Raw genomic sequence first — 21,312 nt, 5'->3', positions numbered from 1 at the left:
TATGCGGCCACGGCAACACCGTCTCCTCATCGTCGCGGCGGTCTGTGTGCTCGCGCTCTCGCTGGCCGCGGCAACGCTCGATTCGACAGTGGATCCCGCCCCTGGCGGCGGCGGAACCGGTGACGGAGCGAGCCCATCCCCGGTATCGAACGGGGATCGGCCCGGTGTCTCCCCAGGTCCCCCCTGCGTTTCCTGGCTCGCGACGCCCTGGGCGACGATGGGGCTCCTCGGTGCCCTCGGCGGCGGGAGCCTGCTCGTTTGGCACCGCTACAGTCGCCTCGAGGCGATCGCGGTCGGGGCTGGCGTCGGTGGCCCTGCCCTCGGCTTGTATCTGGTGCTCACCGACTGCGCAACCGGTGGCGCAGCGACGATCGTGTACAGACAGTTCGATCGACTCCCGCTGGGTCGCGTCGGCGACTCCGCGAGCGGGTCCGGTCCAGTCGTCCCGGCCGTGCTCCTCGGCGCGGTCCTCCTCGCGGGACTTGCCCTCGCCGCGATATCGTTCTCCGTTTCGCTCGTCGATCGTGGCGCTGCGTCGGCCTCTCCCGTCGAGGCGGACGACGATTCGGACGGGGCGGCGGCAGCACGTGCCGCCGGCGACGCGGCCGAGCGTCTCGAGGGCAGTGCTGGTTTCGAGACCGAGATCCATCGGGCGTGGCGAGAGATGGCGGTCCACCTCGACGTTCCCAGTCCGGAATCGAGTACGCCGGGCGAGTTCGCCGACGCAGCTATCGAAGCGGGCCTGAATCCCGACGCCGTGCGCGAGCTGACTGCACGCTTCGAGGAAGTACGCTACGGCGGGTTCGACGCGACGGCCGATCGGGAAACACGCGCGCGGAACGCCCTCGAGCGCATCGAAGCGAGTTTCCAGAGCGTCGGCGAGGGTCCCACGACAGCTGACGACTCGGACGGCGTACCCCCGAATGGAGGGAACTAGATGGGAAGTCCAGTGGTCGGACGCGCGTTGATCGCCGGCGGCGTCGTCGCCGTGGGGCTCGGGATCGTTGCGATGTGGATCCCCGGCGTCGCAACGCTCTTTGGCGGTAGCGATGCGTTCGTCCCGCTGCTCGGAATACTCGCCCTCGTCCAGACGGTCCGGACCGCGAGTGCCGTCTGGAACTCCCCGTGGGAGCGTGCGACGCTCCCGGACGCCCACCGGGTCGAATCGCCGACGTTCCCGGGCGAGACGTTCGATCGGACGTTCGAACTGAGCAGCTATCAGACGCAGACTGGCCGCCGTACCCGCCTCACGCGCTATCTCAGACACGCCGCCGTTCGGATACTCGTCGCGGAAACCGGCGATTCGACCGAGGTCGTCCGAAGGCGTCTCGAGCGTGGGACGTGGACCGACGATCCCGTCGGAGCCGCCCTGTTCACCGAGGAATACGTCCCGACGTGGCGCGATCGAATCCGTTCGCTACTGGGCCGTGAGACGCTGTTCCAGCGACGAGTACGACACGCCGTCGCCGCCCTCGAAGAACGCATGGAGGGCCCCGATGAGTGAGACGGCGACCGAACGGCCGACGAACCGGTGGGCGGGCGTCGACGCAGTCGCGTGGGCCGCCGCCGCAGTCGGATTACTCGCGCGCGAACCGGGCGTCCTCCTCCTCGCCGCCGTCGGTGTCGTGTTCGCGGCCTACGCCAGACTCGGAACGCAGCCGGAACCCGAGATCCGAATGACGAGGGAATTAGACGATCGAACGCCGACGCCGGGCCAGCACGTCACCGTCCGACTGACCGTCGAAAACCGCGGCAACCGGCTGTTGCCCGACGTACGCATCGTCGATGGAGTCCCCACAGCACTCGACGTCCCCGAGGGATCGCCACATCTCGGGACCGTGTTGCATGCTGGCGAATCACTGACGCATACGTACACGATCCGGGCGGAACGCGGGACCCACGAGTTCGATCCTGTCCGCGTCGTCTGCCGGAGCTTCAACGGAGCCTACGAGACGGCGCTACGCGAGCCCGTCGAAACGACGCTCACCTGCTCGCCGTCGATGGACGGCTCGAGCGAACCACCGCTTCGACGGCTGGTCTCCCACTACGGCGGGCAGATCCCGACCGACAGCGGCGGCAGCGGAACCGAATTCTACGGGGTTCGTGACTACCGACCTGGCGACCGGGTGAACCGCATCGACTGGGCGAGACGCGCACGGACCGGCGAGCTAACGACGCTCGACTTTCGCGAGGAACGAATGGCGACGGCCCTCCTCTTCGTCGACGCACGGCCGCCGGCCTACGTGGGAGTCAGAGACGATGCGACCGGGACGCATGCCGTGGAATGGAGCGTTCGGGCGGCCGGAGAGATCTTCGCTGGGCTGCTCGACGCCGGTAACCGGGCGGGCATCACGGCGGTCGGATCCGAGTTCGTATGGCTCGGCCCGTCCGCGGGAGAGACGCACCGCCAACGCGCACGCGACCTGCTGGCAACGAATCCGACGTTGTCCTCGAGTCCGCCACGCGAACGGATCCGAACACACAGGTTGTCCACGCCCTCACCCGAAGTCGACCGCCAAACCGCGTTGCAACTTCGCCGGCTCGAGGTTTACCTCCCGGACGACGCACAGGTCCTCTTTTGCTCACCGTTGGCCGACGACGCCGCTGTTACGATCGCCCGACGCTTGCAGGCCGCCGGGACTGCCGTAACGGTCGTCAGTCCCGACGTCACCGACCGGAAGACGCTGGGGGCTCGAGTCGCCCGACTCTATCGGAAAGAGCGGATACAGACGCTGCAACGGGCGAACGTCCGCGTCATCGACTGCCAGATGTCGGAGCCACTCGCAGTCGCCTTCGAGCGGGCCGAGGAGGGATGGCAATGACCGACGCCGGAATACGGACCACCCCGTCGAGAATCAGTTCGAGCCTCGCAGTCGGGGCTGCAGGAGTGGCGGGCGTGACGGGACTCGGCGGTGCCGGCTGGTCGATCCTGCTCGCTCCGCTCGGCGTCGCCCTCGTCGCCGGCGGCCTCTGGCGGTCGGACCGGCGAATCGTGGTCGGTGGCTGTGCAGCCCTCTGGTGTGCCACGCTGGCAACGGGGGTTGCCGGCGGTGAGCCCGCACGGATCGTCCTCGCAGTCGCAGCTACCTTCGTCGCCTGGGACTTCGGGGAACGTGCGATAACTCTCGGCGACCAACTCGGCCCGCGGGCCAGGACGCGGCGTCTCGAGTTGGCCCATGCGGCAGTCACCATCGCGGTCGCCACAGTCGGGGTCGGTCCCGTTTACCTCGTCTTTCTGTTCGCCAGCGGCGGGCAATCGGTACTGACTCTGGTCTCGTTACTTATCGGTGCGACAGCGCTGTTGGCTGCCCTCCGCGAACTCGAGCAGTGACGCTGGTTGAGACGCGCCGATCTTTCGCGTCGACACGGACGGCTAATCGGAACCTGGCCGGCGAATGACCGTCGATCACCGGATCAGTACCGGTAGCATTCTCCGCACCTTCCCGATAACGGTAATCGCGAGGGCAACCGGAACTATTCAGCTACTGGCAGCCGTGTCTGTTCTCGATGTCCGACGACCACTCCGACCACGACCACCACCACGAACGGGTCGACGCGACCGTCGACGACCGGGAAACCTGGGCCCGCCGCCGTCGGGAGGGCGTCCCGACGAACGAGAACCTGCTCGTCGTCGCCTGCATGGACGAACGGATCCCCATCGAGGAGACGCTGGGCCTCGAACTGGGGGATGCGCAGGTGTTCCGGAACGCCGGCGGCAAGGTAACGGACGACGTCATCCGTTCGGCCGCACTGACGACGAACTTCTTCGACACCGACGAGATCATCGTGATCAATCACACCGACTGCGGAATGATGAGCGCACCCGACGAGGCCGTTCGCGAGGGACTCGAGGCACAGGCCGGTGACCTCGACGAGACGCCCCTCGATCCGTCGCTGCCCGAGTTGACCATCGGGGACGCCGACATCATGGACTGGGTGAAGATGACGGACGACATCGACGAGGCCTGCGCCGCCCAGGTGGAGCACCTCCGCGAGTCGTCGTTCGTTCCGGACGATGTGACCGTGACCGGATACGTCTACGAGGTCGAGTCGGGGGAACTCCGCCGGCCCGGCGACCGCGTCGGCGACGAGATTAGCGAGCGACGGACCTGAGAATTCGTCAGCAGGGACTCGCTTCGATGGGCGACTCGAGCGTTGTCGCCGTCGACTGCCCCTCGTACTATCGTAGCAACCGAAAGTCATTGCACACCGAATCGCACGACAGCGTTGCGATTAGTGTGTCACTCGTTTCAGTGGCTACTCGACCCACCGACGTTTCTTTCGAAATTCTGTCGCCGTTCGACCGATATCGATCCGCTCCCGACCGATTTCACTTTCACTTTCGGGCTATCTTTTAACCATGGTGCCCGCAAACACGATGACATGAGCCAAGCCACGCTCGGCGACGACGAGGAACTGTTCGGGGAAGCAGCCAACGAAATGCGCGAGGACGTCGAGTCCTCGCTCGAGGACGCTTGGGCCACGCTGCCCGACGCCGACGACGTCTGGGAGACCGACGCGGATAACGTGCTTGGCGTACTCAACGGACTCAACTCGACGCTCGAGGCCGGCGACGCCGAGGAACACCTCCGCGACGCGAAGAAGTGGTTCACGATGGGCCAGCGGGCCGACGCCTTCGACGACGCCGACGATCTCGAGGAAGAGATCGCCGACCTCGAGGAGGCGATTACGGACATCTCGGAGGCGGGTGAGCAGGTCGGCGAACTCACGTCGACGATTCCGGCGCTTCGCGGGACGCTCCAGGACGCCGGTCCGGCAGGCGACTCGGAAGCGACGGACGACGGTGACGACGCGGACGAAGACGAGGAGTAATCGAATCGCCCCTCCGTCTTATCGCCGACGAATAGATCGCCACCGTCGACCGCCGGCCAAAGCGGTCTCGGACGTTATCGGCTCTCGGGGCGGGACACGTCACGCTCGGCGACCGCCTCGAGTAGCCGAGCCAGCGCGTCGGCGGCTCCCTCGAGCAGTTCTTCCCCTCGCCCGTCGTCGCCCTCGTCCGGATTACCGACGACGCCGTTTTCGGTAAATTCCGCCGCATCGTAGGCGAGATTCGCGTGACTCGTCCACTCCCCCCAGCCGTCGGCAGCGCCGGCTCGCGCCTCGTCGATCCGGTCTTCCCGGATCAGGTCCGGCTCGCAGTGGCGCAGGAGCGCGGTCTCGAGGGGGCCGCCGTGGCCCATGTCGGCGGCGTGCTCGCCGACAGCTTCGAACCAGGTGAAGGGAACGGCGTAGGCGTCACCGTCTCGCGTGAGCCGCCCGCCGACCTCACGGAGGGCGTCGACGTTGCCGCCGTGGCCGTTGACGAGGACGACGCGGTCGAATCCGTGAGAAGCGAGGCTCGTGACGGCCTCGCCGACGTAGTCTCGGAAGGTATCCGCGGAGACCCACATCGTACCGGGAAACTGGCGGTGTTCCTCGGCGATCCCGACCGGAATCGCCGGCGAACGAACGACCTCGCGATCGACCCGCTCGACTCCGGCGTCGGCGACCGCCTCGGCCGTCAGCACGTCCGTCCCGAGGGGCGCGTGGGGGCCGTGCTGTTCCGTGCTGCCGACGGGGACGACCGCGAGATCCGTCTCGAGATCCTTCACGTCCGTCCACGTCGCGTCGGAGAGGTTCATGCGCGAGTACACCGACCGGACGGTGATGAAACTCCCGGTGGGTGCGATCGGCGCGAACCCACGGACGGCTTGGGTCGCTCCCGTGGCGTGCGCAGGGCCAACCGGTTTCCGCTCCGTGACCAATCACCGAGTATGCCAGACGACAGCCGCGAGCTCGGCGTCGAACTCGGCGACTTACAGGAGACACTCGAGAACCTGGAGTACCCGATCGGCCACGACGAACTCCTCGAGGCACACGGCGAGGAAACGGTCGAGATGAGCGGCAATACGACGACCCTCGAGGACCTCATCGGGCCGCTGAACGAAGACGAGTATCAGGACTACGGCGAGGTCGAGGGGGCGATCATGAACATGGTCGGCGACGAGGCCATCGGTCGGAAGAACTACAGCGACCGCACGCCGCCCGCGTCGGGCGAGGATCGCCAAGAGGAGGGGGCACCGGATCAGGGCGGCCAGGAAGGACAGGAATCGTTCTAGCCCGACGCCCGGGAGTCGATCGATCTCGGATTCGATCCGTTTCGATCGTCAGTCGTCGTCGCCGACTTCCGTCCGCGCCTGCCGGCGCTGGGCGCGTTCGATGAACTCCTGTGGTAACTCGTCGATCTCGCCGGCTTGTACACCCCAGAGATGGGAGTAGAGCTCGCCGTTTGCGAGTAGTTCCTCGTGGGTCCCTCGTTCGACGATCTCGCCGCCTTCGAGGACGAGGACCTGATCGGCGTCTTTGATCGTCGAGAGTCGGTGGGCGATGGCGAACGTGGTTCGGTCCTCCGCGAGCTCGTCGATCGAGCGCTGGATGAGCATCTCCGTCTCGGTGTCGACGTCGCTGGTCGCCTCGTCCAAGACGAGGATGTCGGGGTCTTTGAGGATCGCGCGGGCGATGGAGAGCCGCTGGCGCTGGCCGCCGGAAAGCTTGACGCCGCGTTCGCCGACCTCGGTATCGTACCCCTCCGGCAGGTTCCGAATGAACTCGTGGGCCTCGGCCATCTTCGCGGCCTCGATCACGTCCTCGCGGTCGGCGTCGAAGCTGCCGTATGTGATGTTCTCCTCGACGCTGCCGTAGAAGAGGAAGGTGTCCTGACTGACGTAGCCCAGCGACTCGCGGAGACTCCGGAGGGTTACGTCCTGGACTCGCTGGCCGTCGACACGGATCTCGCCCTCGTCGACGTCGTACATCCGCAAGAGGAGCTTGAGTACCGTCGACTTGCCGGCTCCGGTGGGGCCGACCAGGGCGAGCGTCTCGCCGCCCTCGACCGTGAAGTCGATGTCCTCGAGGATCGTCTCCTCGTCGTACCCGAAGGAGACGTCGTCGTACTCGACGCGGCCGTCGGTCACCTCGAGATCGGGCGCGTCGGGCTTGTCCCCGACCCGGTTTGGTTCGTCCATCAGCCCGAAGATGCGGGCGCTCGAGGCGCGAGCGCGCTGGTACATGTTGATAATCTGGCCGAACTGAGCCATCGGCCAGATGAAACGCTGCGTGTAGAGGATGAAGACGACGAACATCCCGGTGGTGAGCTCGCCCGAGAACGGGCCCGGCGGCCCCTCGATCACCCAGAGGCCGCCGACGAGGAAGGTGATGACGAAGCCGATCCCCGCGAGGACGCGCAAGCTGGGGAAGAACTTGATCCGGGTTCGAATCGCGCCCCAGTTGGCGTCGAAGTACTCCCGAGAGACGTCTTCGACCCGGTCGGACTCGTACGACTCGGTCGTGCTGGACTTGATGACCTGAATGCCCCCGAGGTTGTTCTCGAGTCGGGAGTTGACTTTGCCGACGGTCGAGCGAACCTGCGCGTATTTCGGCTGGATAGTCTGAATGAACAGATAGGTGAAAACGGCGATCAACGGGACGGGCAGCAAGGCGACCAGCGCGAGCTGTCTGTTGATCGCGAACAGGAGGCCACCGATGCCGAGTACCATCACGAGCAACCGAAACAGGGAGTTCATCCCGTCGTTGAGGAACTTCTCGAGGCGGTTGACGTCGTTCGAGAGGATCGACATCATCTCGCCGGTCTGTTTGTCGGCGAAAAATCCCATGTCCAGGCGCTGCATCTCGTCGTAGGTGTCGGTCCGGACGTCGTGTTGGACGTTCTGGGCAAAAGTGTTGAACCCCCAGTTTCGAGTCCAGTGAAAGACCGCGGAACAGAGAAAGGCAGCCGCGATGATCCCGATCGTCAGCCAGAACTGGGCCATCCGTCCGTCGGGGACGTAGGGTGCGATGAACCCGCTGCCGACCGGGAACGCCTCGGCGTACCCGATATTCGAATCCTGACGGAGTACGGCGTCGATCGCGACGCCGAGCATGAGCGCGGGAAGCAGATCCAGGATCCGGGCGAAGAAACTCGCGATAACACCGATGGTTGCCGCACCGATGTAGTCCGACCCGTACTCGAGGAACAGTCGCTTCATCGGGTTCTCGATCTCTTCCCGTTGTTCCTCGAAGGGGTCGTCTTCGTCCCAGTCGGCACTACTCATTGCACTGGCTTCGGGGGCCGCAGGCAATAAGAATTACCTACGAATCGAAATAGGTCCCCGCGGCGACGGCTTCGGGTGCGACCACGTCGCGATCCGCCGTCGCGGCGACTCGCTCGGGCGCGTCGGTACCGACACTGGTAATGATCGTTCGGTTCGACTCGAGGTCGATCTCAACCTCGTCACCGACTTCGATCCCCGTTTCGTTCGTGTACCCGCGTGGCACCTCGAGGACCCACTTCGCCTGGCCCGAGTACTGGAGATCGTTCCCGTTCTCGTTTGGACCGGGCGCGCGGGCGTGGTGGATCGTCGTGATCTCGCGGTCGGCACCGATGAAGATAATATCGATATCGAAGTCCATCTCGCGCATCACGTAGGTTTGCTCGTCCTCGCTACTGTGGATGAACAACATCCCAGTGCCCCGCTCGAGGGTGTCGTGGTCGCTTAGGCCGGTGTACCGTTCCGTAGCGGAGTCCGCGATTTCGACATCGACGACGGCTTTCGGTTCACTAGCGTTGCCATCGGGGCTGTCGGGTTCGTCTCTCGAGTCGTCGGTCCCATCGGTGTCGGTTGCGGAGTCACCGCTGTCGGCGGTGGCTTCAGTGCCCGGTTCGTTTTCGACTTCGCCGGTCGATCCGCCGTCGGAGTCGTCCCCGAAAACGCGAACCTCTCCCTCGTCAGGGCCCCAGGGAGCAGAAACGAGTCCCGCCTGAACGAGGACGACGCCGGCGATAGAAAGGATCGCAATCACCAGCACTCCCTTCCATACGTACTCGAAGGCCATGGACGATAGCTGCGCGACGAGAGAGTAAAGGTTATTCGGACGGATCTACTCGTCTCGGGTACGGGCTCGTGGTCTAGCTGGTCATGACGCGGCCTTTACAAGGCCGAGGTCGGTGGTTCGAACCCGCCCGAGCCCACTATTGCTGCCGCGAACAACTCGTGAGCGGCAGCATTGTGATCGAGCGGCGGTTCGAACGACGGAACGAGCGAGCGCAAGCGAGCGAAGTTCAGGTGGTTCGAACCCGCCCGAGCCCACTTCCTGCTGCGAGCACTCTCGCGAGCAGCAGGTGTGTGACGCGAAACCTCGTGAGCAACAGAGACGGAGACGAGTGCGGACGCGGTACGCTCGAGCGAGAGACACAGCCCGACCGAATTCGACTCACGCACGAACGCGATTCGACCCGATCGCTGTCACGATCGCGACACCTCGAGGGGAGTCACTGCTTGAGTCGCGCGACGTTCTCCCGAATCTGCCCGAGCAGGCCATCGCCGGACTCGGTCTGGAGGGCGGCGTACAGCGTGGAGTTCTCCGGTTCGTCCTCGACGACGACCTGGAGGTACGGCTCGAGTTGCTCGAAGCTGTCCGCGAGGACGACGGTGTGGTTGTCCTCGTTGTGATTGACGACGCCCGCGTCGTCCAGTTTCGGAACGTGGCACTGAACCGACGAGACGTAGACGCTCTTGTACTCGTTTTTCGCGACCTCGTCCGGCGGCACGTCGTGTTCCCAGCCCGCGACCGTTTCGGCCAGCGTCGAGAGTTCGATGGGATCGTCCTGTCCGCGCAGCGCATAGAGGAGATATCGACGCCGGCGGTTCGCTAACAGCTCGAGGATCGTGTCGGCATCGAGTTCTTGGTTCTCTTGACTCGAGGTAAGGGCTGCCATAACACGATATTACCTTCCAGGGCGCAAAAGGGTGTCTTGAATATCCGATGTTCCAACAGACGGCAGGTAATCGAACATGGATGTCACAGTATCGTCCCTCTTCTCGAGTTTTCGAGATCATACTCGAGTGTTCGGATCCCGGTAGGGCTTCGTGTAAGCTGGGCGGAACAACGATTCCGATTCGAAATCCTTTTTTATACCATGGACGGAGATAGAGGTGCGCCGCCTTAGCTCAGACTGGGAGAGCACTCGACTGAAGATCGAGCTGTCCCCGGTTCAAATCCGGGAGGCGGCATATTCTGAGGCTACGAACGAAGTGAGTAGCCGAAGAAACGACGCCGAACGGATTTTGAACCCTATCAGTCGCGCGCAGCGAAGCGAGCACGTCTGATTTCGGTTCAAATCCGGGAGGCGGCATGACCGTCTCGGTTTACACGCCGGAACGACACCCCCCCTACTCAGGGGTCTGTTCGTCGCTTCTCGTCACGGGAGTGAGCGCGGGTGCAACCGATCGAGACCGCGCCCCACGAGTTCGCGGCCCACTATCGCTTCGCCGCACACGGTCTCGATCCGTTCTTCGCGTGGGACAGTCGGATCAAGGACGGCGACGGGAGGCAGCGTAGAGAGCGGCGACGACGTCGTCGGTGAGCGATCGCTCCAGACTCACATCGCTTCGCGTTGGCAGGAAATGCCGAGCAAGGGTGGCGGGACGATCTCCATACCCGATGATCTCGAGGAAGGGGTGAATCTCCACGTTCAGGGCTCGAATATCGAATTCGATCGCTATCATCCGCTGATCCAGCACGCTCTCGCCCCAGGAGATATTCAATGACAACCCGTTACAGTGCTTGAGCGTGTTTTTAATATCCGCGAAGGACTGTAACGAAAACCGTGCAAGCCCTATCCAAACGAGTTGTCCGAGTAACGCTCTGGAATCAACGCTTCGCTGGAGTTATGTCATGCTTACTCGAGTTACTTTGGGACTGCACCGCACGTGGGCCCGAGCGTAATGATTCGGAGAGTTCGCTTTCACCGGCAGTAGATCGAACCTGTCTACCAAGCGTCCGAGACGAATGGGTGGGCACTCTCGAGACAGTCCGTTATTATATATAGAGTCAAAACTCACTGCCGTGAATATAATCAAGATACTGGCTGAAATAGTCGAGGGCTATATCTCCGGTGGGGTAGATGAAGCCATAGCAGAAGGTGCCGAGGAGACGGCGGAAGAAGCGACCGACAGGGAGTTCTAACAGCGGCCAAACCGGCCGGAGCACGGTCTCGAGTTCGAATTCCGGCGAACGGGAGTCCCGCTGATCGCTGCGACCGATTTCGGTGCCGGCGATAGTAGCAACTGAAACGAGTGACACACTGATCGCAACGCTGTCGTGCGATTCGGTGTATAGTGACGTGCGGTGATTATTACAGGGACGGCTCGGTCAGTGGCCACGAGCTGCGTCCCAGACCCGGCCGTGCCGTGGTTTCATGCGGTCTGCTGTATCGATTGACCGGCGAACCCACGGACGAGACGTGGATTCGTCGACACTGACTGACAGCAGTCCGCATCAGAAGACGCCAAGAACGAATCCACCGCCCATGCCGACGAGAACCACGGCGGAGACGAGGGGCAGGTAGGGCGTGTATTTTTCGACCCGCTCCTCGGAGTGGTGATAGCCTGCGATCAAGAGCATCGTGAGACTAACGATTCCGAGGACGACCGTGATCGCGTACGCACTCATCAACTCGAGACAGTGGGTCGAGCCGGCACAGAGTGCGATGATCTCGAACTCCTCTTCGTGGGCGAATCCGAGGACGAACGCGACCCACGCGATGTCGAGCAAACCGCGGTCGGCGGCCGCCTCGAGGTCGTCTCTCGAGTGGGAGTGAGTGTGCGAGCGGGAATCGGTATCGACGAACGGGAGGGAGCGCGACAGTCGAGCGAGGACGCCACCCTCCGAGCGGGACTCGTCGTGGTTGTGGTTGTGGATGTGGTCGTGGTCGTGGTCGTGAACCCGGTCGTCGTGGGAATGCGCTTCGTCCGCGCGTGGGTGCGTTTCGTCCGCATGAGGGTCCGTCTCGCCCGCGTGTGAGTGGCCGTGGCGGTATTCTCGAATCCCGAGGGCGATGAGGACGACCCCGGCGACGATACTGACGGGACCGCCGATTCGAACCCCACCGAGGACGGTGAGCGGTTCGTTGAGCCGCGTCAGGTCGAAATACGATGTCGCGTAGAAGAACGCGCCGACCATCGCGATGCTGCTTATCAGGTGGCCGATCCCGATGAGTAGACTCGCCGCGAGCCCGTAGGCCCACTTGTTGGTCCGATCGAGGGCGTACGCGGCGGCGATCGGCCACCCGTGGCCCGGTTCGATACCGTGTATGACCCCGAGCGTGATCGCCCCGACGAACAGCCCGGATGCGTCCGTCCCTATCATCGAGGTGTAACGTGCGAGAACATCCGAAACCTGGGTTCATAGGGGTTGTTAATATCCAACCGGGGGTATCGTCATACGAGCTATCTTGTGTCCTCGTGGCGAACCGGTTCGTATGCGGACGAGTTTTAACATTCCCGACGAGATCGTCGCGGAGTTCGATCGGGTCTGGACCGAAGAAGGAATCGAGAACCGCTCGCGGGCGGTGCGAGAAGCGATGTCGGAGTATATCGAATCCCACTCGAGGCTCGAGGAACGGGCCGGTGAGGTCGTCGCGCTCGTCGGCTTCGACTATCGCCACCACGAGGTGATCGGCGAACTCCACACCGTCCAGCACGACTATCAGGACGTAATCCAGAGCACGAGCCACACCCATCAGGGGGAGTGGTGTCTCGAGTCGCTGTTCTGCCGCGGGGACGCCGAACAGGTGCGGGAACTGACCTACCAACTCCGTGATTTCGACGGCGTACAGCGGGTAAAGGTCATGGTGATTCGAAATCCAACTCCGTAGCGGCCGAGTTGCGAAGTCGTCCTCGACCTACCCGGCGGACTCGATTACCGATCCGACGACGCCCGTTCGCGAACCGACTCGAGTCGCATCAGCGGATAGCCGTCCTCCATTTCCATCCGGGTAACGACCGTCCACCCCTCGTAGTCGACGACGATCTCGACTTCGAGGAAGCGACCGGTCAGTTCGGTGTAGTCGGCCGTCGACTCGGCGAGTTCGGCCTCGAGTTCCTCGGTTCGAACGGCGACGGTCACCTCGGTACAGTGGGGCTGGTTCTCGATCGATTCTTCGATGGCGGTCGCGAGACTCGGCGCGCTCTCGGGCGAGACGGGCGTGCCGGCGAACTGGTGGTACAGCGAGCCGAACTTGATACCGGCCTCGAAGCAGGCGGTCTGGGCGTCGGTCGGCGGTTCGGTCGGTGACATGCGTGAGTGCTCGCGTGCGGTCGGGAAGGGGATTGCGATGCGGGTGGAGTTCTCGGCCGAGACCGTCGATCGGGGACGACGAGCGGTCTGCGACCGTCGCACCACGATGGGCCACACGTTCCCGAGTCGACTGCGGTCCGCTCCGCCCAGCCCTCGCACTCCGCACCGTGACACAGCGTGCACACCGCACGGAAGAGCAGCGGCGGGGAACGGACGTGACGAAACCGAGACGATAACCGAGTGTCTCACCGCTAGGGAGACGCGTGCCATTACCGCACGCGCCGACGGCGAACCGCATGGTACTTATCGACGCTGTCCCTCACACCGAACGAATGGCACAGTCAGTCCTGCTCACGGGGGCTGCGGGGCGGGTCGGAGAGGCCATCCTCGGCGGCCTCGCGGACGACCACGAATGGCGGTTACTGGATCGGGATCCGCCGACGGACGACCAACCGGGCGAGTTCGTCGTCGCGGACATCACCGACGAGGAGGCCGTCCGCGAGGCGATGGCGGGGATCGACGTCGTGATTCACCTCGCGGGCGATCCGCGTCCCGAGGCCCCCTGGGACAGCGTACTGACCAACAACATCGACGGCACGCAGACGGTCTTCGAGGCCGCCGTCGACGCGGGCGTCGAGAAGGTCGTTTTCGCCTCCTCGAACCACGCCGTCGGGAACTACGAGACCGACGAGCGGACGCCCGATCTCTACCGCGAGCACGACGACTACCTCCTCGACGGCACCGAACTCCCCCGGCCGAGCAACCTCTATGGCGTCTCGAAGGCCGCCGGCGAGACGCTGGGTCGCTACTACCACGACGAATACGACCTCTCGGTCGTTTGCGTCCGCATCGGGAACCTCACCCGAGGCCACCCGCCGATCGACTACGAGCGCGGGCAGGCGATGTGGCTCTCCTATCGGGACTGCGCGCGCCTGTTCGACCGCTGTATCCGCGCCGACTACGAGTACGAGATCGTCTACGGCATCTCCGACAACGACCGCAAGTACTACTCGCTCGAGCGGGCCCGCGAGGTCCTGGGCTACAGGCCACGAGACAACTCCGCACACTTCGACGGCGAGGAGCAGGTCGTCGAACCCGATACCTGATCGGCCCCACGTCGCCGAGTCACTCCCCACCCGGACTGACGACTGTCACAAACCGCTCGACAGCGGCGCCATCGCAGTACCGACGCGCCGACCCTGCGCCCGCGAGAGTCGGCAATCCGTTCGGACGAGCCACGACGTTTTGGTGCCGGCCATCGCAACTGGTTCTATGGAATACACGACGCTCGGATCGACGGGGATGACGGTCAGTCGAATCTGTCTGGGCTGTATGAGCTTTGGCACCGGCCAGGAGTGGATGCTCGAGCCCGAGGAAAGCAAAGCCCTCATCGAGCGCGCGATCGATCTCGGGATCAACTTCTTCGACACCGCGAACGTCTACTCCACGGGCGAGTCCGAGGAAATTCTGGGCGAGGCCCTCGCGGGCTACGACCGCGATTCGCAGGTCGTCGCGACGAAGGGCTTCGCCGAGATGGATCCCGACAATCCGAACGCGAGCGGGCTCTCGCGGAAGGCGATCGAACAGGAACTCGAGGCCAGCCTCGACCGACTGGGGATGGACACCATCGATCTCTATCAGACCCACCGGTGGGATTACGAGACGCCGATCGACGAGACCCTGCGCGCGCTCGACGACGCGGTCCGACGGGGGAAGGTGCGGTATATCGGCACCTCGTCGATGTGGGCCCACCAGTTCGCCGACGCACTCCATACCAGCGACGCGCTGGGCCTCGAGCGGTTCGCGACGATGCAGAACCACTACAACGTCCTCTATCGCGAGGAGGAACGCGAGATGCTGCCGCTGTGTGACCGGGAAGACATCGGCGTCGTCCCGTGGTCGCCGTTGGCCCGCGGCGTCGCCACCCGTCCCCACGAGGAGATCGAGTCGACGACGCGCGGCCAGACCGACCAGTACCTCGAGCAGATGTCGTACCTCCAGGGCGGCGGCGAGGCGATCAACGAACGGATTCAGGAACTCGCCGCCGAAAAGGGCGTCTCGATGGGCCAGATATCGCTGGCCTGGCTGTTGCACAAGGAGTGGGTCGACGCCCCCATCGTCGGGACGACCAGCATCGAACACCTCGAGGACGCCGTCGAAGCGCTCGAGATCGATCTCTCCGACTCGGACATGGAGTACCTCGAGGAGCCGTACGAGCCGCTGCCGGTCGCGGGCCACGAGTAGGGGTGGGAACCGATCGCGGCCGCCTGCACGTTACAACAGCCCGGTTTCGGTCAGTACCGCCGCGACCCGCTCGACGTGGGCCGTGTGCTCCTCGCCCTCGAGCCCCTGGTACATCGTCGTGATCGAGAGGAAGTCGGCCCCGAGGTCCCGCCAGGCCTGTGCGCGCTCGATCCACTCGTCTTCCTCGCCCGGAACGGCGTACATTCGGCCGCCGAGGCCGATCTCGTCGGGGTCGCGGCCGGCGTCCTCGGCGTATTCGTAGAGGTCCGCGAGGTGCTCCTGGGCCTCGTCGCCGGGCTGGAACTGCGGCAGCCACCCGTCCGCGATGCGGGCGACGCGGCGTTTGACCGGGTCGGCCATGCCGCCCATCCAGAGCGGGATCGGCTGCTGGACCGGTAGCGGTCGGATGCCGGCGTCGGGGATCTCGTGGAACTCGCCGTCGAAGTCGACGAGGTCGTCCGTCCAGAGCCGTCGGAGCACCTCGACCTGTTCCTCGATGCGGTTCCCTCGCCGCGAGAAGTCCTCGCCGAGGGCGACGTACTCGGGCTCGTTCCAGCCGACGCCGACTCCCATGCGGAACCGGCCGTCGGTGAAGCGATCCAGTTGGGCGGCCTGCTTCGCCGCGAGCGCCGTCTGGCGCTGTGGCAAGACGAGAATCCCGGTCATAACGGCCAGCTCGTCCGTCCGCCCGGCGAGATAGGAAAACGTCGTCAGGGGCTCGTGGAACGTATTTTCGTAGTCGTAGGGCCCGTCCCAGCCCTCCCGATCCGGGTTCACGCCGAGGACGTGATCGTACGCCAGGACGTGCTCGTAGCCCGACGCCTCGACCCGCTGTGCGTAGCCGGCGATCGTCTCCGGATCGTGTCCGATCTCGAGTTGCGGGAGTACGGTACCGATTTCCATACACGGCCTTCGACCGGGTCGAACTTGAAAATGTACCTGTCGCTGAAGCTATCACGATCCGACGACTCATGCGATCGTCCACGCGCGGTGGCGCGCGCTGTCGAACGGTAGCACGGAACCCGCGGTTCCGCGAACAGTCGGATGGGTAGCGGCAGGTCACATCGCTCCAGTACACGGAACTGCCACACGACTCGAGTCTCCGCCGAGATTTCAAGCGATTAGAACAGCCCTTCGACGTCCCCCTCGCGAGCCCGTCGCCTGCCGACGTGATCCGTCAGCCGCTGGTAGATGATGCCGCGAGTCTCGTCCTCGCGAACGAAATCGAACAGGAGCGTGATGAACACGCTCCCGTCTTCGCCGGCCTCGAGATCCTGCCGTGCGTACCGTCGGGCCTGCTCGACGGGGTCCTCGTCGTAGCCGAACTCCTCGGCGAGGACGACGGCAGCGATCGCGGTCGGCTCGAATCCAAGCGCCGACAGCGTCGGGGCTCGACCCTCGTGCTCGATCCACACCGGCGGCCGGCGCTCGATGCATTCGGGATCGGCCGCGAGCCGAGACAGAAACGAGCGGACGGGATCGAGCCGAAGCTCGCGGTAGTCGGCCGGCAGCGCCGCGAGGTAGTCGCCGGCGCCTTTCGCGAGCCCGACCGCGCCCTCCCAGTTGCGCTCGCGGGCGTGGAAGACCGCGCCGCTGTACTGGATCAGTCCGTGGAGCAGTCGTTCGTCGTCGCTCCCCGATTCGAGTTCGAGCCAGCGGCCCTCCCAGGCGTCGTGGGCGGCGTGGTAGTGACCATCGTTGAAGACGGCGACGCCGGCCCGGAGCCGATCGCGCATAGGTGTCCGTTGGGGCTCGAGACTCGAGAACGTGACGAAAACGGTGTCGGACGATCGCTCGTCGGCAGCGGCGACCTGCGTCAGGTGAGGCTGACGAACCGCCGGTCGCCGGCCGATAGCCACCGTCGACACCAGCTGGGTGGGGCAGACTGTGGACGGGTGGATTCCGGGACGCGGTATCCCAACCGGTTACTGGCCGCCACCGGTGTGGCGGGAGTCGATGTAACGTTCGTCGTAGATATTAGTATGCTGTTATTTACGGGTCGCTGGTAGCCATCTGCGGATCGTAATCACTTCCTACCGGGCAACGCGGCGTTGCCGAGTTCGACCGAACGATCCAGCCCTGTCGACTCGCCCGCGACGCGAGCGCCCGCGAAACTCATTCCTCCTCGAAGCGGAAGGTGCCGTCGCGCTGGACGACCTCGCCGTCGATCTCGAGGCGGGAGTCCTCGCTGACGTCGGTGATCAGATCGACGTGGACGGCCGACTCGTTGCCGGATTCGCCTTCGGGGAGACAGGCGTCGTAGGCCCGGCCAAGCGCCAGGTGGACGGTCTCGCCCATCTTCTCGTCGAAGAGGATGTTGTCCGTGTAGCGGTCGATCCCGCGATTCATGCCGATCCCGAGTTCGCCGAGTCGGCGCGCGCCCGCGTCGGTCTCGAGGATGTCGCCGATGACCGCCCCTCCCTGGTCGGCGTCGTAGTCGACCACCTCGCCGTCGGCGAACGCGAGGCGGACGTTCCGGACGGACTCGCCACGCACCGTCATCGGCACGTCGAAGGTCACCTCGCCCTCGGTCGCGTAGGGGGCGGTGAAGACCTCGCCGCTCGGGAGGTTGTGGGAATCGTAGGCGACCGAGGCGGCGCTGTTGACCGCCGTCCGTCCCTCGATGTTCATCGTGAGATCGGTGTCCGTCGAGACCAGCCGCACCTCGGAGCCGGCATCGAGAAGCTCCTTCAATTGGGCCATCTCGTCGGCCAACGACTCCCAATCCCGGAGGATCGCGTCGTAGGCGAACTCCTGGTACTCCTCGTAGGCCATGTTGGCCTGCTGGGCGAGCGAGCGGGTCGGGTGGACCGTCGACACCCAGCGGGTTCCCAGCCGCGTCTCGCGGATGTCGCTTCTGGCACCGTTGTAGGCTCGGCGCTGCTCGCCGGGAACGTCGGCCGTTGCACTCGTGTTCCGCCCCCCGCCAAGCGAGAGGTAGACGTCGGCGTTCTCGAGGAGTGCGAGTTCGTGGGCCGGATTTTCGTCGAACTCACCGTCGTGGGCCCGGAGGTAGGCCCGCGTGATCTCGCCGGCGCTGTACGTCGCAAGCAGATTCGCCCCCCGTTCGCCGAGTTTCTCGGCGACGGCGACCGCCAGTTCGTGGGCGTCGGGTCCCACCGAGCAGACGACGTTGTCACCGGCCGCCACGCGAGCGCTCCAATCGACCAACACGGCGGCGTGTTCGCGTACGCGTTCGTCCATACCCGTCACTCTCGAGCGGGCTACTAAACGCTCCCCGTTCGGACCGAAAACTCCGGGCAACTGTGAGGAGAGTGGCTGCGAGCCGTGAGCGATCAGGCGGTGCTGGCGTCCTCGGCCGGACCCCCCTCGCGCGAGCGCACGAGCGAGACGATGGCGTAGACGACCGGCGTATCGAGGAAGGCGATCGCGAGTTTCAGCAGGTACTGGCCGACGATCAACGAGAGCAGGAGATCGGGCTTGAGGACCCCACCGACGCCAAGGACGGCGGGTGCGACGGCGAACGCGACCGTGACGAAGATGACGGTGTCGATCGCCTGACTGCTCGCCGTCGAGGCGATATTACGGAGCCAGAGCTTCTCGGGGCCGGTGTACTCCCGAATGCGGTGGAAGACGATCACGTCCCAGTTCTGGCTGACGACGTACGCGAGCAGACTCCCGATGACGATGTTCGTCGACGCTCCCAGCGCCGTCTCGAACGCGGCGGGATCGACGCTCGTGGGGGCCGCCGGCGCGGCGATCGTCGACCAGACGAGCGCGAGGACGACGAAGTTCAACACGAAGCCGACGTTGACGACGACCTGTCCCGCGCGACGGCCGTACAACTCGGTATAACAGTCGCTCGCGAGGAAGGTCAGCGCGTACGCGAGTGCAGCCCCGGGCAACGCGAGTTGTGCACCCGTGACCGGAAGCGCGACCGGTAGTTCGAACGCGAGCACCTTCGATGCGGTCAACTGTGCGGTTACGAGCGCCGTGACGAAGAGGCCGATCAGCGCGACCTGCGCGACCGTCGGGACGCCACGGGGTTGTGTCCGGCTCATGCCGCGGCGTATCCGTCGGAACTACCTAAACGGTACTATTCCAGTACACTTCGTGGGAGATTGGGATCCGTACTCGATATTCTCGAGGGAACACCACGGGTCAGGGTCGGCTCCTGTCGAGTCGCTCCCGCCGATGGACGCCCCGATGATCGATTTCGACGATCGTCCTCGAAGGGATCGTCCCCGGCGACTCGCTGCTGGATCTGGACGGACGGTCGGTCCGAGTTCAGGCGGACCGGCGCGAGCGGCCCGTGATCAGCCCGCTCCAGGGTGTGACCGGCGGCCGAATAGTACGGTGAATCGACTCGTGTCCCGTCTCGAGAGGGTACTGGAGTGCTCTCGGCGGGACGGACTTCTCGAGGGACGGGAAAACCCGCATCTCTCCGTTCACCCTGATTGAACCCGGTGGTCATCGTATTTTCCCAGGAATTATTTTTGTTTCGACAGGATATCTATAACACAACTGTTATACGTATCGGTGGCCTCTCTTGAGTTGCAATGGCGAAAGGAAACGTTGATTTCTTCAACGACACAGGCGGCTACGGTTTCATTGAGACGGACGACGCAGACGATGACGTTTTCTTCCACATGGAAGACGTTGGCGGTCCGGACCTCGAAGAAGGCACAGACATCGAATTCGATATCGAACAGGCCCCCAAGGGCCCCCGCGCCACCAACGTCACCCGCCTGTAATACGGCTTTTTACGTTCGGTAACGGGTTTCACACTTCGATTAATCATTCTTCAGCGACCTACTACGACAGCGGCCGCTACGGCTGACACTGATTCACCCCCTCGAGACGGGTATTTCCGCCCAGATACCGCTCGTGGACAGCGCTGTCCACGTCTCGAGGACGCTCGTCGACCCACTGTGGCGGTTGCCACGAGCCGTCGGCCGCCGCCTCGAGAGCGAACTGGATCGAGCGGGGACGACCGGTGGGCGTATGCTCTCGTTACCGAGCGAAACGACAGTCCGTGTCACAGTTGCCTCAGTTAGCTTCGCTGAATGTACTGAAAACGGTCGATACGAAATCGATAACAAATAGTGGGGTTCCCGTTCGTCCACCCGCCCAACATGAACGATCTGACAGGGTTCCAACGGGACCTGCTGTACGTGATCGCAGGAGCCGATCAGCCGTCGGGACAGGACGTCAAAGACGAAGTCGAGACGTATTACAACAGCGAGATCAATCACGGGCGATTGTATCCCAATCTCGATACACTCGTCAACAAGGAACTCGTCGAGAAGGGACAACTCGATCGCCGAACCAACTACTACGAAATCAGTGATCGTGGCCGGCAAGCGATCGAAGAACGTCGAGAGTGGGAACAACAGTACATCGAGCAGTAGCTCCTGTAGCGTAGCGATACTGCCGGCTCCCATGTAAGCGTCACAGTTTCCACGGAACGCCACGACGACGGCCGACAGTCGATCAGGATCCGGTTCCGATCGGTCCCTCGGCTCGGTGGGAAACACCGAAGCGAATAGGTGGATGTCCGACCGAGTACCAGTATCGATCGTATGGTGCTCGCAATGTCGGTCGCCAGCGAGTGGCTGAACCCACAGCTCACCCCTGTCCTCATCTGTGTGATCGCTCTCGCGGTGCTCGGGACGACGGTGCTGTTCGTCGCCGGGGTCGTCGCGTATTCCCGCCGTCGGACGGTCCGGTATCTACTGATCACGGTCGTCCTGGGGCTGCTCGTCGTCCGTTCGGTGACCGGGCTCGGGACCGTCCTCGGACTCGTCCCGATGACGGTCCACCACCTCGTGGAACACGGGTTCGACTTCCTGATCGCCGTGTTGGTCCTCTATGCGGTCTACCGCAGTGGAGCGTCGAACAACGCCGTTTCGATCGACTCCGACGATTGATATCGTGCCGGTCGGCGTGAGATATAAGGTGCCGTAG

Annotated in this window: 24 protein-coding genes, 2 tRNA genes and 1 pseudogene; 16 read left to right on the top strand and 11 right to left on the bottom strand. The window is 64.1% G+C overall.

Annotated elements, in window-relative coordinates; translation table 11 throughout:
• Position 1 precedes the first annotated feature (1 nt).
• From CP557_RS09420 to CP557_RS09395, 6 genes are all read left to right on the top strand, one after another.
• Positions 2-937 (top strand): DUF4129 domain-containing protein, encoded by a 936-nt coding sequence (locus CP557_RS09420; RefSeq protein ID WP_097379654.1) that lies wholly within the window; start codon positions 2-4, stop codon positions 935-937.
• The gene (locus CP557_RS09415; protein WP_097379653.1) at positions 938-1,504 is read left to right on the top strand and encodes a DUF7269 family protein; all 567 of its coding nucleotides are present in this window, start codon (positions 938-940) and stop codon (positions 1,502-1,504) included.
• On the top strand, positions 1,497-2,822 hold the full coding sequence (locus tag CP557_RS09410) for a DUF58 domain-containing protein (RefSeq protein ID WP_097379652.1): 1,326 nt from the start codon (positions 1,497-1,499) through the stop codon (positions 2,820-2,822). Before CP557_RS09415 ends, CP557_RS09410 begins: the two co-directional genes overlap by 8 nt.
• Complete coding sequence (locus CP557_RS09405) at positions 2,819-3,331, top strand: DUF7519 family protein (protein WP_143825062.1); 513 nt, start codon at positions 2,819-2,821, stop codon at positions 3,329-3,331. The genes CP557_RS09410 and CP557_RS09405 overlap by 4 nt, the downstream gene beginning before the upstream one ends.
• Positions 3,332-3,507: 176 nt before the next feature.
• A complete protein-coding gene (locus tag CP557_RS09400) occupies positions 3,508-4,113 on the top strand; it encodes a beta-class carbonic anhydrase (RefSeq protein ID WP_097379650.1) in 606 nt (201 codons plus the stop codon).
• Between the two features lie 270 nt (positions 4,114-4,383).
• The gene (locus tag CP557_RS09395) at positions 4,384-4,833 is read left to right on the top strand and encodes a DUF5790 family protein (RefSeq protein WP_097379649.1); all 450 of its coding nucleotides are present in this window, start codon (positions 4,384-4,386) and stop codon (positions 4,831-4,833) included.
• A 74-nt stretch (positions 4,834-4,907) separates the two neighbouring features.
• Here CP557_RS09395 and CP557_RS09390 read toward each other — a convergent pair whose 3' ends face one another.
• On the bottom strand, positions 4,908-5,645 hold the full coding sequence (locus CP557_RS09390; RefSeq protein WP_097379648.1) for a creatininase family protein: 738 nt from the start codon (positions 5,643-5,645) through the stop codon (positions 4,908-4,910).
• Positions 5,646-5,777: 132 nt separating this feature from the next.
• Here CP557_RS09390 and CP557_RS09385 point away from each other — a divergent pair, with 132 nt between their 5' ends.
• The gene (locus tag CP557_RS09385; RefSeq protein WP_097379647.1) at positions 5,778-6,122 is read left to right on the top strand and encodes a DUF5789 family protein; all 345 of its coding nucleotides are present in this window, start codon (positions 5,778-5,780) and stop codon (positions 6,120-6,122) included.
• A gap of 48 nt (positions 6,123-6,170) precedes the next feature.
• Here the strand turns inward: CP557_RS09385 and CP557_RS09380 are convergent, their stop codons facing one another.
• Together CP557_RS09380 and CP557_RS23025 are read right to left on the bottom strand one after the other, a co-directional pair.
• Positions 6,171-8,114 (bottom strand): ABC transporter ATP-binding protein, encoded by a 1,944-nt coding sequence (locus CP557_RS09380; protein ID WP_097379646.1) that lies wholly within the window; start codon positions 8,112-8,114, stop codon positions 6,171-6,173.
• Positions 8,115-8,151: 37 nt separating this feature from the next.
• Positions 8,152-8,895, bottom strand: a complete 744-nt coding sequence (locus CP557_RS23025) for a DUF192 domain-containing protein (protein ID WP_097379645.1) — start codon at positions 8,893-8,895, stop codon at positions 8,152-8,154.
• 62 nt (positions 8,896-8,957) lie between these two features.
• Between CP557_RS23025 and CP557_RS09370 the strand changes: the two genes are divergently transcribed.
• Positions 8,958-9,031, top strand: a tRNA-Val gene (locus CP557_RS09370).
• A gap of 300 nt (positions 9,032-9,331) precedes the next feature.
• Here CP557_RS09370 and CP557_RS09365 read toward each other — a convergent pair.
• Positions 9,332-9,778: a DUF7344 domain-containing protein gene (locus tag CP557_RS09365; RefSeq protein ID WP_097379644.1), complete on the bottom strand. Its 447-nt coding sequence runs from the start codon at positions 9,776-9,778 to the stop codon at positions 9,332-9,334.
• Between the two features lie 221 nt (positions 9,779-9,999).
• Here CP557_RS09365 and CP557_RS09360 point away from each other — a divergent pair.
• Together CP557_RS09360 and CP557_RS23570 are read left to right on the top strand one after the other, a co-directional pair.
• Positions 10,000-10,073: transfer RNA gene (locus tag CP557_RS09360), tRNA-Phe, on the top strand.
• Between the two features lie 206 nt (positions 10,074-10,279).
• Positions 10,280-10,610 (top strand): annotated as a pseudogene (locus CP557_RS23570) (DUF7845 domain-containing protein).
• A gap of 283 nt (positions 10,611-10,893) precedes the next feature.
• Here the strand turns inward: CP557_RS23570 and CP557_RS22530 are convergent.
• A complete protein-coding gene (locus CP557_RS22530; RefSeq protein WP_169924363.1) occupies positions 10,894-11,145 on the bottom strand; it encodes a hypothetical protein in 252 nt (83 codons plus the stop codon).
• A gap of 195 nt (positions 11,146-11,340) precedes the next feature.
• Positions 11,341-12,210, bottom strand: coding sequence for a HoxN/HupN/NixA family nickel/cobalt transporter (locus CP557_RS09350; protein ID WP_097379643.1), 870 nt, complete (start codon positions 12,208-12,210; stop codon positions 11,341-11,343).
• A gap of 112 nt (positions 12,211-12,322) precedes the next feature.
• Here CP557_RS09350 and CP557_RS09345 point away from each other — a divergent pair, with 112 nt between their 5' ends.
• Positions 12,323-12,718 (top strand): CopG family ribbon-helix-helix protein, encoded by a 396-nt coding sequence (locus CP557_RS09345; protein WP_097379642.1) that lies wholly within the window; start codon positions 12,323-12,325, stop codon positions 12,716-12,718.
• A gap of 44 nt (positions 12,719-12,762) precedes the next feature.
• On the opposite strand, the gene CP557_RS09340 is transcribed toward CP557_RS09345, so the two are convergent.
• Positions 12,763-13,140 carry a dihydroneopterin aldolase family protein gene (locus CP557_RS09340; protein WP_097379641.1) on the bottom strand — a complete coding sequence of 126 codons (378 nt, stop codon included), beginning with the start codon at positions 13,138-13,140 and terminating at the stop codon, positions 12,763-12,765.
• 332 nt (positions 13,141-13,472) lie between these two features.
• On the opposite strand from CP557_RS09340, the gene azf reads away from it, so the two are divergent.
• Both azf and CP557_RS09330 read left to right on the top strand, forming a co-directional pair.
• Positions 13,473-14,246, top strand: coding sequence for an NAD-dependent glucose-6-phosphate dehydrogenase Azf (gene azf / locus CP557_RS09335; protein ID WP_097379640.1), 774 nt, complete (start codon positions 13,473-13,475; stop codon positions 14,244-14,246).
• A 166-nt stretch (positions 14,247-14,412) separates the two neighbouring features.
• Positions 14,413-15,384, top strand: coding sequence for an aldo/keto reductase (locus CP557_RS09330; protein ID WP_097379639.1), 972 nt, complete (start codon positions 14,413-14,415; stop codon positions 15,382-15,384).
• 30 nt (positions 15,385-15,414) lie between these two features.
• On the opposite strand, the gene CP557_RS09325 is transcribed toward CP557_RS09330, so the two are convergent.
• The 4 genes from CP557_RS09325 to CP557_RS09310 form a co-directional block, all read right to left on the bottom strand.
• Positions 15,415-16,287 carry an LLM class F420-dependent oxidoreductase gene (locus CP557_RS09325; protein WP_097379638.1) on the bottom strand — a complete coding sequence of 291 codons (873 nt, stop codon included), beginning with the start codon at positions 16,285-16,287 and terminating at the stop codon, positions 15,415-15,417.
• Between the two features lie 218 nt (positions 16,288-16,505).
• Entirely contained in the window at positions 16,506-17,120 is a 615-nt protein-coding gene (locus CP557_RS09320) for a DUF309 domain-containing protein (protein WP_097381600.1), read from the bottom strand.
• 379 nt (positions 17,121-17,499) lie between these two features.
• The gene (locus CP557_RS09315) at positions 17,500-18,588 is read right to left on the bottom strand and encodes an aminopeptidase (protein WP_097379637.1); all 1,089 of its coding nucleotides are present in this window, start codon (positions 18,586-18,588) and stop codon (positions 17,500-17,502) included.
• A 92-nt stretch (positions 18,589-18,680) separates the two neighbouring features.
• Entirely contained in the window at positions 18,681-19,406 is a 726-nt protein-coding gene (locus CP557_RS09310) for a queuosine precursor transporter (protein ID WP_097379636.1), read from the bottom strand.
• A gap of 498 nt (positions 19,407-19,904) precedes the next feature.
• Between CP557_RS09310 and CP557_RS09305 the strand changes: the two genes are divergently transcribed.
• The 3 genes from CP557_RS09305 to CP557_RS09290 all read left to right on the top strand — a co-directional run bounded on the left by CP557_RS09305 (position 19,905) and on the right by CP557_RS09290 (position 21,275).
• Positions 19,905-20,099, top strand: coding sequence for a cold-shock protein (locus tag CP557_RS09305; protein ID WP_006187181.1), 195 nt, complete (start codon positions 19,905-19,907; stop codon positions 20,097-20,099).
• Positions 20,100-20,480: 381 nt separating this feature from the next.
• Complete coding sequence (locus CP557_RS09295; protein ID WP_097381599.1) at positions 20,481-20,756, top strand: PadR family transcriptional regulator; 276 nt, start codon at positions 20,481-20,483, stop codon at positions 20,754-20,756.
• A gap of 171 nt (positions 20,757-20,927) precedes the next feature.
• On the top strand, positions 20,928-21,275 hold the full coding sequence (locus CP557_RS09290; RefSeq protein WP_097379634.1) for a DUF7471 family protein: 348 nt from the start codon (positions 20,928-20,930) through the stop codon (positions 21,273-21,275).
• The last annotated feature ends 37 nt before the right edge of the window (positions 21,276-21,312 follow it).

The sequence above is a fragment of the Natrinema ejinorense genome, from assembly GCF_002494345.1.
Taxonomy (GTDB): Archaea; Halobacteriota; Halobacteria; order Halobacteriales; family Natrialbaceae; genus Natrinema; species Natrinema longum.
The sequence above is the reverse complement of the archived record's forward strand: the minus strand, read 5'-3'. Positions and strand labels throughout refer to the sequence as shown.